The following is a 15,030-nucleotide window of genomic DNA, read 5'->3' on the forward strand; positions in this document are numbered from 1 at the left end:
CTTTAATGCACGCAATTAGAACACAGTAAAAAATGCGAATCAATCGCATTCATAGCCTTGTTTCTATTGTGAGAAACGAGCCGTTCCCACTACAAATATCCATGTTAATTTTTTGATAATTAAATGCATAAGAATACATTTCCATCAACCAGTCTGGCTAGAGGTAAAATTATATTGATTGATCTTAGCAATGATAATAATTATCATTCGTTAAACTATTTACGAAACTTTACGTTCCAGCCCGGCATCCCTGCCTGAAGAACACTGTTAAAGGAGTTAAAAATGTTGTTTCGCCCTACCACTCTGGCGTGCGCCATGGCCGCTGTTTTTGCGCTACCGTCAGCTCAGGCAGAGCTTGCCGCCGCACCGGATTACAATATGGAAGTTATCGTGGTTACCGCCTCGGGCTTCGAGCAAAAACTGGTAGACGCGCCGGCCAGTATTTCCGTGATCACTCAGGAAGAATTGGCTAAACGGCCTTATACCACTCTGCTGGATGCGGTACGCGATTTAGAAGGGGTAGATATCGGCGAAACCCGCGATAAAACCGGCCAGGGTAGTATCAGCATGCGCGGCATGGGGTCAGACTACACCCTGATACTGGTTGACGGTAAACGGCAGAATAACCACGGCGACATTTATCCGAATAACTTTGGCGGCAACCAGTTCGGTCATATCCCGCCACTGGATGCGGTAGATCGCATTGAAGTTATCCGTGGCCCGGCATCTACTTTATACGGCGCAGATGCTTTGGGCGGCGTTATCAATATTATTACCAAAAAAGTTACCGATAAATGGGTAGGCTCGGTTAGCCACAGCCGCACCGTGCAAACTGATGACGCCTTTGGCGAAGATATCACCACCGACTTTAACGTAATGGGCCCGCTGATCCCGGGTGTACTGGGTATGTCACTGCGCGGCAGTTTTTACAACCGCATGGCATCCACACCGCAATATGCCCCGGTTGCTTACCCTAACGGCGAAGTGCGTAACCGCTCGCTGGGTTTCGGTAGCGGCGGTAAAACGGTCGACAATGATAACGAAGTGTTCGGCGGCCGCTTAAGCTGGACTCCGGCCAGCAACCAAAGCATTTGGCTTGATATTGAAACATCTAAGCAACAATACGACAACACACCGTTGATTAACGATGACGGCTCCAGAGAGTATCCGGTAGGCACTGTGGATAATATTGACAGTGTTTGGGCTGCGGGTAATTTTTGCCGTGGCGGTAGCGGTAGTCGTCAGGCTGCTTGTGAAGCCAGCGGCGGTGTATGGGCACGTCGTGCCAACCCACGTATCGGTTATAGCCCGACTCAGGAATTCAGTCGAGATACCTGGTCAATAACGCACGAAGGTAAATGGGATTTTGGTAACAGCTTTGTGTCGTTATCTTATGTTGATACGCAAAACCATGGCCGCACCCTGCCGTTTACCACCAGCGAGCGTGAACTGCTGCTTGCTATGTTTGACGGCACAGGCATTTATGCCGGTATCAGCGAAGACGATCGCAAAGACCTGGCTGAAGCTACCTTCCTGCCGCGGGCAAAACGGGTTATGGCCAGCAATCAGTACACGCTGGATGCCAAACTGGATATGCCGTTTGATCTAGCCGGCCAGCATATTGCAGTAGTAGGTGCTCAGGTGATCCGCGGTGAGCTGGAAGACGGCGTATTTGGTATGGAAAGCGGCACACCCGGTGCTGTGCAAGAACACAATATGTGGTCGGTATTTGCTGAAGATACCTGGGATGCAACCCAAGCCTTCTCGATTACTGCCGGCTTGCGCCGTGACGACCATGAAGTATTCGGCAGCCAGTTGAGTCCGCGTTTATATGGTGTATACACGCTAAATGAAAGCTGGACCATTAAAGGTGGTGTCAGCACCGGCTACAAAACACCAAAAACTACCCAACTGTACAATGGCGTAATTGGTTTTGGTGGTCAGGGCACCTCACCACAATTCGGCAACCCGGATCTGGAAGCAGAAACCAGCGTATCAACCGAGATTGCAGCTTACTGGCAACACCATAACGGCCATAACTTTAACGCCACCATCTTTAAGAACGATTTTGACGATAAAATCGCTTCACAACCATGCGGTACCGGTACCAATATTGAATGTGCACCAACCGGTGAATATGCCGATCTTGGCTATGCCACCAGCAGCAAAACCGTCAACATTGATAAAGTTACCATTCAGGGCGCTGAGCTGGCCGGCCGTTGGCAAGCCACCGACAGCGTAGCATTGCGTGCTAACTACACCTATACCGACAGTGAGCAGAAAAGCGGCGCCAACAAAGGCCAACCGCTGGGCAACAGCGCCAAGCATATGGCTAACCTGACGCTAAGCTGGGATGCGACTGACGAGCTGAATGTATTTCTGACCTCAGAGTACCGCACCAAACGTTTCCGCTCATGGGATGTCGACAACGATAAAGCCTTACATTACAAGGCCTATAACGTGTTCCATCTGGGTGCTTCTTACCAGGCCAGTGAGTCAGTAACCTTTAATGCGCGGATTAACAACCTGCTGGATCGTGACTTCACAACTTACAGTATCGCCTTTACCGAATGTGACGAGACAGCTTCGAGCTGCGTGTACGATAGCAACGGTGAAAATGGTTACAGTGCAAGCTTTGTTGATGACTACAATAACAAAGATAAAGCGCGTAACTTCTGGGTGGGTGTAAACGTACGCTTCTAATCTGCTGCAGTAATTGAAAAAGCCGCATCCGTTGCGGCTTTTTATTGTTCAGTGTACCGGCTTAATCATTTTCAGATGCGGAATATCATCCTCCAGATACGGCTCACTGGCGGGCTTAAAGCCTAAATCCTGGTAAAACTGCTGTAGATAACACTGCGCTGAAATATGAATATCGGTATCCGGCCATAATTCTGCGGCAACACTAAGGGTTTTTTCTACCAGCACCTGACCAAGACCCAAACGCCTCGCCGTTTGTGACACGCACACGCGGCCTATCCCCGGAAAGCCGTCAAAGCTGACTCCCGGCGCCAAAACACGCGAGTACGCAATAACCTTGTCGCCCTTTTTCAGAATAACGTGACGGGTTTGTGCATGTAAGTCTTTGTCATCCAGCTCCGGATAAGGGCAATTTTGTTCTACCACAAATACGTCCACCCGCAGCTGCAACAAGCTATACAGCGTATAAGTGTCTAATTCATCGAAAGTTAGTACCTGCCACTGCATTTATTCGGTTCCCTCGCTGCACAAAACACTTACTATACCAGAGGAAAAAGCCCCGCGCTCCCGTGAAATAACACTGCAATACGTAGGGCGCGTAACAGCATCATAAAATTGCTATTTTTCTGTAACCAATTTGACATTTAGTACCGGTTAAATATAGCGGCCTAATAATCCGTTTTCGCCCGGAGCAATAATAATGTCAGACAGTAAAACTAATCTCAGTATCGACAACTCGGGTGTTGACCCGCAAACCAATTTTTCACTAAACCCTACGTTTGCCGCCATTGTCGACAGCCGGATGGCGCGGCGCAATTTCCTTAAAGGCAGTGTCGGCGCGGCTGTCGCTGCAATGCTCGGTGGCTCGCTGGCCGCGTGCAGCAGCAGTGACGATGGCGAGCCAACTCCGGTCGTACCGCCGGTAGCAACCACACCGCTGTTGGGCTTTACTGCCGTGGCAGCCGGCAGAGCCGACGCTATAGTAGTACCGCAAGGTTACAGTGCCAGCGCTTTTTTACCCTGGGGTACCCCTTTATCCGGCACTTATCCGCCATTTTTAGCCGATGCGACAAACACCGGGGCCGAGCAGGAGCAGCAAGTTGGCATGCACCATGACGGTATGCATTTCTTCCCTATTGATACGCGTAATGCCGGTACCAGCTCCACTGAAGGTTTGTTGGTGTTTAACCACGAGTATATCGACCACAACCTGATCCATCCTAATGGTATCGATAGCATGCCACGCCCTGCCGAGCAGGTGCGCAAAGAAATCGCTGCCCATGGCGTTACTGTGGCGCATATCCAGCAAAACAGCGACGGCAACTGGCAATTGGTGAATAACAGCCCGTTTAACCGCCGCATTACCGGCGCTACCCCGATGGAACTCAGTGGCCCGGTGCGCGGCAGCAGCAAAGTGATCACCAAATACAGCCCTGACGGTAGCCGCACCCGCGGTACATTAAATAACTGCGGTAATGGTTTTACGCCTTGGGGCACTTATTTAACCTGTGAAGAAAATTGGGCCGGTTACTTTGTTAATGCCGACGCAGAGCAGCCTCGCGAGCACAGCCGTTATGGCGTGCCGTCGTCCAACGGCCGTTATTTCTGGGAAACCGCCACGCCAACAGCTGATGTGTATCAGCGCTTTAACGCCGGCAGTGTCGCCGCCGACGCTACAGAAGATTACCGCAATGAACCGAATACTTTTGGCTGGATAGTAGAAATTGACCCGTTTAATCCCGACAGCGTGCCGCAAAAGCGCACGGCTCTGGGTCGCTTCGGCCATGAAGGCATTATTTTTGGCAAATTGGAAGAAGGCAAGCCGGTCGTGCTGTATTCCGGTGATGATTCGACCTTTGAATATATCTACAAGTTTGTCTCTGCCGCGCCCTACTATAAAAATACCGCCGGCGGTCATTTGTTAAATGACGGCACCCTATACGTAGCCCGCTTTAATGACGACGGCAGCGGTGATTGGTTGGCGCTGGACATTAACAACACTGATTTTGCCGCGAAAGCTGCGGCTGCCAATGTCACTTTCAGCGATCAGGCCGATGTACTACTCAATACCCGTTTAGCTGCCGATGTGGCAGGCGCGACCAAAATGGACCGGCCGGAATGGGGTGCAGTACACCCGGATACCGGCGAGGTCTACTTCACCCTAACTAATAACAGCCGCCGCACCGACGAGCAGACAGATGCCGCCAACCCGCGTGCAGCGAATGTTACCGGACATATTATCCGCTGGCATGAACGTGAAACTCAGGCTGCCATGGCCTTTGATTGGGACATTTTTCTGCTGGCCGGTGATGTCGGCACCGCAACGCCGGATACTGAGCTGACCTTAACTGAAGACAACCATTTAGCCAGCCCGGACGGGCTTTGGTTTGATAAAAATGGTCTGCTGTGGATCCAAACCGATATGAGTGGCTCACAACAAGGTGAAGGGCCTTTTGGTAACAACCAGATGCTGGTAGCCGACCCGGTAACACGGCAAATAAAACGCTTTTTGGTTGGCCCGACAGATTGCGAAGTTACCGGTATCAGCGCCACACCGGATATGAAAACATTGTTTGTGAATATTCAGCACCCTGGCGACCGCTCTGCCCCTGGCGACTTTACCAGCCACTGGCCGGATGGCGGCAGCAACCGGCCACGCTCGGCAACGGTGGTTATTACCAAAGATGATGGCGGTATTATCGGTAGCTAACGATTAATGAGGCCGGCGTTATGGCAACAGCGACGCCGGCCACTTTTGCTGCAATACCTGGTTGGTAACAAAATCAACCAATTGTGTTTCAGGTAACGGTCGCGACAAATAATAGCCCTGCGCAAAGTCACAGTTGTAGCGCTGCAATAGCTGCAAATGCGCCAGCGATTCCACGCCTTCGGCCACCACCTTTAGCCCCAGTTTATGCACCATAGCAATAGTAGAAGCCACTATCTGCTCATCTGCCGGATTATCCAGCATACCCATAACAAAACTACGGTCTATCTTGATGGTACTTACCGGCATGCGTTTCAGATAGTTCAGCGACGAATAGCCGGTACCAAAATCATCAATAGCAAAGGCAAACCCCAGTGCTTTTAAGCGATGCATGACATCCAGGGTTTCATTGATATTACTCACCAGAGTACTTTCGGTCAGCTCCAGCTCAAAATGTGCAGCATTGAGCGCATACTTTTGCAGTATAGCGGCAAAGTTTTCCGGCAGGTTACGGTCGAGAAATTGGTCCGCTGATAAGTTAACTGCAATCACGACCTGCGACAGCCCTTGCTGTATCAGGGTTACACAGTGCTGACAACTGCGTTCAAATACCCAGTAACCAACACCGGTCATTAACTGTGCCTGTTCCAGCACACTGATAAATTCATCCGGCGGTACCATACCGCGCTGCGGATGCTGCCAGCGCAATAAAGCTTCAAAACCACAAAGCCGGCCGCTGATTAAATCAACCTGTGGCTGCAGGCTTAAACTGAACTGCTGTTGCTCTATGGCCTGACGTAACTCCGCCTCTAACTGCATACGATTTGCCAGATCAGACGACATCTGCTCCGCGAAAACAAAGCTGCAGTTGCGGCCGTTACTCTTAGCCTGATACATAGCTAAATCAGCACGGCGAATCAACTCCTCTGCAGCAAAGCCGGCATCGGCACTACAAGCCACGCCAATACTGACGCTCAGTGACACAGCGCCCTGCTCAAGCGCAAACTGCTCATCAAATACCGCTAATGCCTTTGCTGCCAGTTGCTCTGCGTGCTCCGGTGCCGTTATATGGGGAAGTACGATAGCAAACTCGTCGCCGCCAAAGCGGCACACGATATCCGCAGGCCGCACCAGGCTTTGCAGGCGTTTGGCAGTTTCAATTAACAACTTATCGCCGACAGCATGGCTACGGCTATTGTTAATATTTTTAAAGTTGTCTACATCCAGAAACAATAAACCGACATAGCCCGGCTGCTGTTGCAACGCCGCCAGCGCCAAACTCAATTGATATTGCAACATATTGCGGTTGGCCAGTCCGGTTAGCTGGTCAAACATGGCCATATTTTGCAAACTGGCCGTGTTTTCGGCCAATTGCCGGTCGAGATTTTCCAATTCGTGGCTTAGCGTCATTACAGACGTGGTGAAGGTTGTCAGTTCATCCTGTAATAAACCGGCTGGCAATGTGCTCTGTTGCCGAAAATCAGCATAACGCCGTTTGGCCAGTAAAGGTAAGGCATTGGCCAACTGCAGAATACGCCGGCTGATGCGCCTGGTAACTAACATAATAAGCAGCAACAAGGCCACAAAGCAGCCCACCGCCACGGCGATAATACGCTGCCTGTAGTGTTTATTCTCGGTTACTGCGGCGCTGACATCTTCCAGCATCAGCAATAAATGTGCATCTGTTCCGGTTGGGTCCAGCGCAATAAAGTGCAAATAGTAACTGTGTTGCTGCAGCGTAAGCACCAGGCCATCGCGACGCGCCTGCGCCATGTCAAACTGCGCCGGCAATACCTGATACAGTTGCTGCAACAGCTGATGGTCCGATGCCTGCAACAGGGTAAAACGCTGACTGCCGCTATTGTCGGTACTATCGTGCAATATGGCAACTTCAACGCCCAATGCCTGATGCAGGTTATACAGCACTTCAGTCAGATCAGTACTAACCAGCAGCACCGCCACTTCGCCATGACGGTTTAGCAGCGGCAGCGTAAGTATTTTGTCGCAGTGTACATCGCAGCTGACCAAAGCTTGCGGGCTTTGTTCCGCCAGGGTGCGCGCCACCAATTCATTGCTGACAGACGGCACCGCAGCACTGCTGCGATACAACAATTGCTGCTGCGGGCCAAATAAACTCAGTTGGCGCACAGCAAAGTTCTGCTGCAGGGGTTCCAGTTGAAAAGCTAAACCGGCAGCGAACTGGTCGAAGTTATCTGCCAAATGCAACTGTTGTAATTCGGCCTGGGTTTGTAACCAGGTAAGTAATTGCTGTGCTGAAGACTGACTGTAAAACTGAAAATACTGCTGGCCCTGAGCTTTGCGCTGAGCTTGCTGCCGGCTGAATTGTTCGTTCATATGCAATAAGGATAAACCGGTAAACCACAGCAACAGGATCAACAGCATACTGAGCATCAGCAGCAGAATTTTCCACGACAAACTCAAATAGCGCGGCATTGTCAGAACCGGTACATCAGTTGTACTGCCAACACCTGCCAGTATTGGCTTTTATTGGTCAGCACATCCGGTTGCAATACCGGCGCCAGCCGGCCGGTGCCTTTATTCCAGTGCGTTTCGCCATGCAGCCGCCATTGCCGGCTAATATCAACACTGACACCGACAGCAACAGCATGTTGATAGCCAAACCAGCGCGGCACCACACCACCGGTTTGGCGCTCCAGCATACGGCCCTGGCGGTCATCTTTATCCAACACCATATAGTCCAGCATGGTGTAAAAGCGCAACTGGGGTGAATAGTGGTACTGTGCCAACATATAGCCACCCTGGCCTAATTGCTGACGTTCAAACTGCGGCGCAAAAAAACCGTTGGTTTTAATCCGCTCCTGCAGCAACTCAGTGGCAAACTCCCAGTTCTCGGCCTGATAACGCAAATTCAGCATTACCCGCTGTACAGTAAAATCTGCTGCACTGATAAGTTCGCCCTCTCCGGGCCGGTATTTAAACGCAGAGTCGAGCAAGATGGCGCCATAACTAAAACGGCTGAAAGCAGGCTGCCAGTAGACACTGAGCTTGTGATCCCGCTGCAGTGAGGTCTTACCCTGAGTGTCGTAACCCAACAGCTGGCGGCTTTGCTGTTGTGATATAGGAATGGTACCGAAACTCCAGTTCAGCGTCAGGTCGCCGTAGTCACCGGAATTACGCGCCTGCAACGCTAAACCATCCGTGCCAACAGCAATATCGCGAAAACCGTCAAAGTATACTGACTGCGGTAAAATAATAGATGGCCGGGTAAAGGGCACGTCACGGGTACCGGAGTATAACCAATGCTGATTTTTAAAGCGGCCAAAATACATATTGGCCTGCCACGCCTCGGTATTGTAAAACGCCCAATCCAAAAATAAATAATCCAGCCGTGTACCCTGCGGATAACGATTGCCACCGTCGAGATAAACTACCTGACCGGCCAGGTGCCAATCTGCCGCCAGACTGTAGCGGCCGTTTACGCCAAGCTCTGTTAATGCCGCTGATGTTTTACCGCTGTTATTAATATAATTGCTGTCATCAGCGCGGATCAACCCTTGAGCAACAAAGCCTTGCCAGGAAAAATCTTCAGCTACTGTAACGCTGCTGAATAACATAAACACAGTTAACAACACAGTGCGAAGCAATGCTTTATTCAATGCGCACCTCCTTTACCGCAGAGCCGACATAGTGTGCCTCAACATAACCGATAGCACCGGCTTCTGTGCGCACCAGTTCCAACATCGCTGCCATACTGTCTACCTGTTGTGGCCGCCGGCCGGTTCCGGAAAAACTGCGTTTATCCCAAATGCCGGTTAACTGATAAGGAAAGAGTCTGAGTTGTTCGCGACAAAAGCGCTGATGTAACGGGGAGCTGTCTGCCAATACGATAACTTTAACCGGCGTGCCGTCAGGCCACTGCGTCTGGCGTAGGGTAAAAATATTACGCAGCTGGCTTTGACTCAGTGTCTCCAGCGGCACTGAGCCATGCACTACCACTGTCGCCGCATTAAGCGGAAACAGCAACAGCAGGCCAAGCCAAAGCAGAGCTTTCATCACAGGCAAACACCGGATGCAATTACAGGCATTATTTGTATTTTGTTCACTGTTCTGTTTATCTCCGGCTTAACGCCGGCAAAACAGCCGGCGTCATTTGGAAATATCATTCTAGCAGAGCTACTTAGATCCTGCCTTGTTACCTACAGCGGCAGCAACTTAGCGGCTGGGTTTAGCCGCTGAACGCTGCTGCGACGGGCGCTGGCCATCACGATGTTCCGGCCGCGCCATTTTAGGTTTCTTTGGTTTATAAGGCTTGGTATTTAATTTAGACTCCGGTAACACATTTACCGGCTCAAAGCCTGCCAGCACCTGACGCGTAAGCGTTTGTTTAATTAAGCGCTCAATGCCGGCCAACTCTTTAGTTTCATCTGCGCATACCAGCGATACTGCATGGCCGGCAGCACCGGCACGACCGGTACGGCCGATACGGTGTACATAATCTTCTGCAACGTTTGGTAACTCAAAATTGACTACCTGCGGCAGCTGATCAATGTCCAGGCCACGGGCAGCAATGTCTGTTGCCACTAACGCACGCACAGCGCCGGCTTTAAAATCAGCAAGGGCTTTAGTGCGGGCATTCTGGCTTTTATTGCCGTGAATAGGCGCTGCTTTTATGCCGGCATTTTCCAAATGCAGACTAAGCTTATTCGCCATATGTTTGGTTTTGGTAAAAATAAGCACCTGCTGCCATTTATTGTCGTTAATCAGCTTGGTTACCAGCGCGGCTTTGCGGTTTTTATCAACCGGATATATCACCTGTTCTACCCGCTCGGCGGTGGTGTTTGCCGGGCTGACCGACACTTCCAGTGGATCATTTACCAGGCCTTTGGCAAGTTTACGGATATCGTCAGAGAAGGTTGCAGAAAACAACAGGTTCTGGCGTTTTTTCGGCAACAACGCCAGTACTTTTTTAATGTCGTTGATAAAACCCATATCCAGCATACGGTCGGCTTCATCCAGCACCAGCACTTCAAGCTGGGTAAAACGCACCGCGTTTTGCTGGTATAAATCCAGCAGACGGCCCGGCGTCGCTACTAAAATATCCACACCACGACGCAGCGCCATCATCTGCGGGTTAATTTTTACGCCACCAAATACCACCGCACTTTTCAGCGGCAGGTACTTACCGTACACCGCTACGCTCTCAGCTACCTGAGCCGCCAGCTCGCGCGTCGGCGTTAATATCAGCGCCCGCACCTGGTTTGGCTGTACTTTAGCGCCGTCAGTCAATAACTGCAGCAACGGCAAGGTAAAGCCGGCGGTTTTGCCGGTACCGGTTTGGGCTGCAGCCATTAAATCACGGCCGCCCAGCACCGCAGGAATAGCCTGTAACTGGATAGGAGAAGGAGTGGTGTAGCCTTTGTCGGCAATAGCTTTAAGCAGCGCTGCCGACAGGTTTAAATCAGTAAATTGCATGCGATATCCCGCAGGTAATGCTGCGAAACAAAACTGCCGCAGCTGCAGTGGCCTCTCAAACAGAGGGGCGCGCATGTTACAGCAAAACCGGTCTTAGCACCAATAAAGATGAAAAAAGCCGCAGCAAGCTGCGGCTAAACACCAGGAAGCTCCGGCCGCAGCCGGAGGTAGAACAGCTTACAGTTTAGTGATTGTCATCACCGGTGCTGCAGGAACTGTAGCATCTACACTAAAGCGGTAAGTGGCCACTTCGGTGACATTAAACGATAAGTTACCCCCTTCATCTTCCAGGGCTTTTGGCGTATCCAATGTCATAGCACCGACTTCTGCGCCATAGTTAACAGTGCCCCAGTTGGCATCAGCGAACTTAAAGCCATACTGTTTCACTTCGTCCAGCAATGTATCTATTTGATACACATTACCGCCGATGTAGGTCATAGGGTCGTCATTTGACCAGGGATTAGCGTTCATATCACCTTTCAGATATACCGTAACGCCAACGCCGTAAGGCGGTAATTCCTGCACGGTGAGCACCGGTGCCGCTTTATTATTGGCATCGAGCGTAAACACATAGGTGGCGGTGTTCGGGATCACGACATTAAGGTTGTCGCCGGGATTAGTCAGCGTTTTCGCCGCACCAAGGGCCACGCTGTTGCCGTCACCACCTGCGCCAAATACCAACGGATTCCAGTCGGCGTCGGCTACTTTAAAGTTATAACTGCCGGCAGCTAAATCCAGTGCCAGTGAGTACACGCCTTCGCCGTCATAGGTCATAGCATCTACCGCCCCCCAGCCATTCATGTCGCCTTTTACATAAATAGTGCTGGCTTCATAAGGTGGGATATCCGGAGCGCCGCTGGTGGCGTCTGCTGCCAGGCCCGCTCCCTGCGTGGCACCCTGGACTTTAACAAACACAGCCATGCTGTACGCCGGCACGGTAAAGCTGCCCTCATCAACACCGGCAACAAAAGCCGCGGTACTGACATTGCTATCTACCGACGCCTGTTGAATCGGGTGTAAATCGAAACCGGCTGCGGTAGGAATAGTATGGGTATGCTCCTGCGCACTGCCGTTAATCACCACCACTAAGGCGTCAAACGACGGGTCAAGATCAGTTAAACCCGTTCCGTCGTCAATGCTCATTACGATTAAACCCTGCGTTTGGTTTTTACCGGTATTATGAAAACCAACGCGGTCGATAACCTCTTGCGCCGTGGCTAAACGGAACAACGGGCTGCCGGCACGGATGCTTAAAAACTCTTTAAACACCTCACTGGCAAAACTAATCTGCTGCGGCTCCGGTTTGGCATTGGGGTCCAGCAAAATTTTCGCTATGCCCTCCCAACTGTCTTTATTCTTCTCTGCCAAAGGCAAACCAACACCGAAGTTATTACTTTGCATCGTGAAATCAACAAAGTTAAACCAGTCACCAGCGTCGTAGCTGTCGCGGTCCATTGATTTAGAGCGCAGGAAATCGCCACCCATTTGTAAAAATGGTATACCCTGGCTCATCAGTGGAATAGCAATGGCAATATTTTGTGCCCGCACCCGCTCAGCAGCGGTCAGGCTGGTTGCTAAACCGTATTGCAGTTTATCCCACAGCGTTTCGTTATCGTGCTTGGATACATAGTTAATAATATCAGCTGGTTTTTCGGCATAACCTGCCGCCTGACCGTTCCAGGTATAACTGGATGCCGGGCCGGCAATACCCTGATAACTTTCCAGCACATAATCTTTTAAAGTACCGGCAAGGCCAATGCGGATAATATCCTGTTTATGCAGGTTATCTTCTGTTGCTTTACCGCTAAACAGCGTAGCTCCCCGCACTTCATCACGCAGTCTGTCATTAAAGGTGCCGACACCCGTGCCTGCCATGTCCTGTTGTTTAGCTTGTACAAATAAGCGGTTGTCGGCTACTTCTTCAAAGTTCCAGCCTTCACCATAAAAGTAAACATCAGGAGCTACACTGCGCACTACATCACGGGTAGCCAAAATACTGTCTTTCGGATGGTGGCCCATCACATCGAAGCGGAAGTCGTTAAAGCCAAAATCACGCGCCAGAATCACCATCGAATCCTGCATAAATTTTTCGAACATGCGATGCTCAGTAGCGGTGTTTTCACAGCAAGTGGAGCGCTCAATGGCACCGGTAGTTTCGTTATAACGGTGGTAGTAGCCGGGCACAATTTTATCGAACACTGAGGTGGTGCTAAGTCCGGATGCACTGGTATGGTTATATACCACGTCCAGCACGGTACGCAGGCCAAGATCGTTCAGCGCTTTGTTCATCGCCCGCACTTCGGTAATGCGTGCCACGCCGTCCGGGTTGGACGCATAGCTGCCTTCAGGGGCAATAAAGTGCTGCGGGTCGTAACCCCAGTTAAAACCATCAATGCTGCGCAGCGCCTCTACCAACTCCTGTGCTTTTTCGCCAAAAGCGGAATAGCCTTTCAGCACCGACAGTAAGGTGGCATTAGCATCGGTATTGCCGCATACCGGGGCATCAGCTTTTAAACCACATAATTTGCCAACCGTGTCGCTAAGATCAATCCGGCTGGCGGCGTTTTCTTTGATATTGGCCTGATCGTTAAGCGGCAATAAGTGAAAATGCGTTAAACCGTGCTGTGCCAGTGATATCAGGTGTTTAACCGGTAATGACTCTGTCTCGGTAAACGCCAGATACTTACCGCGGTTAGCTGCACTAACGCTTTGGTCGCGGATGCTGAAGTCACGCACATGACCTTCGTAAATCACGATATCTTCCGGCTTAGCTACCGCAGGCACAGTGCGTTCGTCCCAACCGGCGGGTTTTAAATCATCGTCATTTAAGTTAACAAACTGACTGTATCGGCCGTTAATAGCCACGCTTACCGAATAGGGATCTGTCGCTTCAATAGTTTCAACTTTACGCGTCAGAGGGTGATATACGGTGACTTCATATCGATAGAACTGGCGGTCAAGCGCATCACTGCCGCTGTATTGCCAAATGCCGGTTGCCGGGTCAAGGATCATCGCATGGGTAGCGGTAAGGTTACGGCCGCTGTCGTACACTTTTAACTGCACATCACGCGCGGTTGGTGCCCAAACATTAGCCGTAATGCCACCATCCTGATACTGAATGCCTAAGATCGCTTCGTCGGCGTCTGCATCACCCTTGGTGTACAAATCATCCAGCACTTTGGCCGCTTGTACCCAGGTAGCGCTAAGTAGTTTGTTGTCGGCATCAAACGCTGCTAACGCCAGTTGGTTTTTAACCATGGCTTTGGCTTCATCTGCGCTGAAGTTGGCGCTGAACGCCGGGGCATCGGCCAAATGCGGTACTAACGCTTTTTGCTGCTCTGTCAGCTCAACCGGCGCCAGCTCCATGCTGTCGCCGCTGAGGTTGCCATCGCGGCCAATTGCTAATCCGGCATCTGCATCAAAGTACAGTTTTACCGGGCTGGTAGCAGCAATGCCACTGTTCCAGACAAAGGTATTCTGGTCAAGCCAATGCGCGGCAGCGCCCTGAATACTTACTCCCAGTGACTCGATAGGAAATTCAAACACGCCGGTAACACCGGAAAAAATCCAGTTCATCCGCGCAAATTTTGGATGATCCTGTGATAGCGGCATTTGCATATCAGTGCCGGGATCTTTACCGGCATCATCAGTACCAATGTGCACAATAAAGTTGCCGCAGGCGCCCGGCGTTCCGGCATAACCCGGTTTTAACTGTAAAATCCAGTAAGCACCGTAGTTTGGGTCAATACCGTTATGCACCAAACCGGTTTCCCAGCCCGGCGCAACTGATGACGGGGCATACGCATCACAGGTTTCATTGTTCCAGGTATGTAAGCGGTAACCGTCATACACCCCATCCTGCGGCCGTTTATAAAACAGCACTGCTTCGTTAGCGCCAGCCATCACCACCGGCGCCGGCGCTTTCGGATTTTCACCTATTTCACAGCTTTCATTGTTAGCGGTAGGCACCTGCGGCGCCGGGCAGAATATCGGCGGCGGATCGATACATTCGATACCGGCTGCATCGGGGATCAGCGGCACATCACAGCTTAACAGTACTTCGCCAGGTGCAGTGCTGTCAGCACCACCACAGGCACTCAGCAGCTGGGCGGCCAGCAATAACGAACCGAGCTGCAGCATTTTTTTAGTAGTAGACATTGCTTTTTTGC

Annotated in this window: 8 protein-coding genes; 2 read left to right on the top strand and 6 right to left on the bottom strand. The window is 51.0% G+C overall.

Annotated elements, in window-relative coordinates:
* Positions 1-282: 282 nt before the first annotated feature.
* On the top strand, positions 283-2,703 hold the full coding sequence (locus HRH59_RS03905; protein ID WP_173499964.1) for a TonB-dependent receptor domain-containing protein: 2,421 nt from the start codon (positions 283-285) through the stop codon (positions 2,701-2,703).
* Positions 2,704-2,751: 48 nt separating this feature from the next.
* On the opposite strand, the gene HRH59_RS03910 is transcribed toward HRH59_RS03905, so the two are convergent.
* Positions 2,752-3,207: a GNAT family N-acetyltransferase gene (locus tag HRH59_RS03910; protein ID WP_173499965.1), complete on the bottom strand. Its 456-nt coding sequence runs from the start codon at positions 3,205-3,207 to the stop codon at positions 2,752-2,754.
* 193 nt (positions 3,208-3,400) lie between these two features.
* Here HRH59_RS03910 and HRH59_RS03915 point away from each other — a divergent pair, with 193 nt between their 5' ends.
* Positions 3,401-5,410: a PhoX family protein gene (locus HRH59_RS03915; RefSeq protein WP_173499966.1), complete on the top strand. Its 2,010-nt coding sequence runs from the start codon at positions 3,401-3,403 to the stop codon at positions 5,408-5,410.
* Between the two features lie 18 nt (positions 5,411-5,428).
* On the opposite strand, the gene HRH59_RS03920 is transcribed toward HRH59_RS03915, so the two are convergent.
* The 5 genes from HRH59_RS03920 to HRH59_RS03940 all read right to left on the bottom strand — a co-directional run bounded on the left by HRH59_RS03920 (position 5,429) and on the right by HRH59_RS03940 (position 15,019).
* Positions 5,429-7,861: a putative bifunctional diguanylate cyclase/phosphodiesterase gene (locus HRH59_RS03920; RefSeq protein ID WP_173499967.1), complete on the bottom strand. Its 2,433-nt coding sequence runs from the start codon at positions 7,859-7,861 to the stop codon at positions 5,429-5,431.
* Between the two features lie 2 nt (positions 7,862-7,863).
* A complete protein-coding gene (locus HRH59_RS03925; protein ID WP_173499968.1) occupies positions 7,864-9,045 on the bottom strand; it encodes a hypothetical protein in 1,182 nt (393 codons plus the stop codon).
* Positions 9,038-9,442 carry a substrate-binding domain-containing protein gene (locus tag HRH59_RS03930; RefSeq protein WP_173499969.1) on the bottom strand — a complete coding sequence of 135 codons (405 nt, stop codon included), beginning with the start codon at positions 9,440-9,442 and terminating at the stop codon, positions 9,038-9,040. Before HRH59_RS03930 ends, HRH59_RS03925 begins: the two co-directional genes overlap by 8 nt.
* 159 nt (positions 9,443-9,601) lie before the next feature.
* Entirely contained in the window at positions 9,602-10,861 is a 1,260-nt protein-coding gene (locus HRH59_RS03935) for a DEAD/DEAH box helicase (protein WP_173499970.1), read from the bottom strand.
* A 177-nt stretch (positions 10,862-11,038) separates the two neighbouring features.
* On the bottom strand, positions 11,039-15,019 hold the full coding sequence (locus HRH59_RS03940) for an alpha-1,6-glucosidase domain-containing protein (RefSeq protein WP_173499971.1): 3,981 nt from the start codon (positions 15,017-15,019) through the stop codon (positions 11,039-11,041).
* Between the last annotated feature and the right edge of the window lie 11 nt (positions 15,020-15,030).

It is taken from the genome of Rheinheimera lutimaris, from assembly GCF_013283795.1.
GTDB classification, from domain to species: domain Bacteria; phylum Pseudomonadota; class Gammaproteobacteria; order Enterobacterales; family Alteromonadaceae; genus Alishewanella; species Alishewanella lutimaris.

Coding starts and splice junctions, on each gene's coding strand:
- HRH59_RS03905 (WP_173499964.1), top strand. CDS start 283: ATGTTGTTTCGCCCTACCACTCTGGCGTGCGCCATGGCCGCTGTTTTT.
- HRH59_RS03910 (WP_173499965.1), bottom strand. CDS start 3,207: ATGCAGTGGCAGGTACTAACTTTCGATGAATTAGACACTTATACGCTG.
- HRH59_RS03915 (WP_173499966.1), top strand. CDS start 3,401: ATGTCAGACAGTAAAACTAATCTCAGTATCGACAACTCGGGTGTTGAC.
- HRH59_RS03920 (WP_173499967.1), bottom strand. CDS start 7,861: ATGCCGCGCTATTTGAGTTTGTCGTGGAAAATTCTGCTGCTGATGCTC.
- HRH59_RS03930 (WP_173499969.1), bottom strand. CDS start 9,442: ATGAAAGCTCTGCTTTGGCTTGGCCTGCTGTTGCTGTTTCCGCTTAAT.
- HRH59_RS03935 (WP_173499970.1), bottom strand. CDS start 10,861: ATGCAATTTACTGATTTAAACCTGTCGGCAGCGCTGCTTAAAGCTATT.
- HRH59_RS03940 (WP_173499971.1), bottom strand. CDS start 15,019: ATGTCTACTACTAAAAAAATGCTGCAGCTCGGTTCGTTATTGCTGGCC.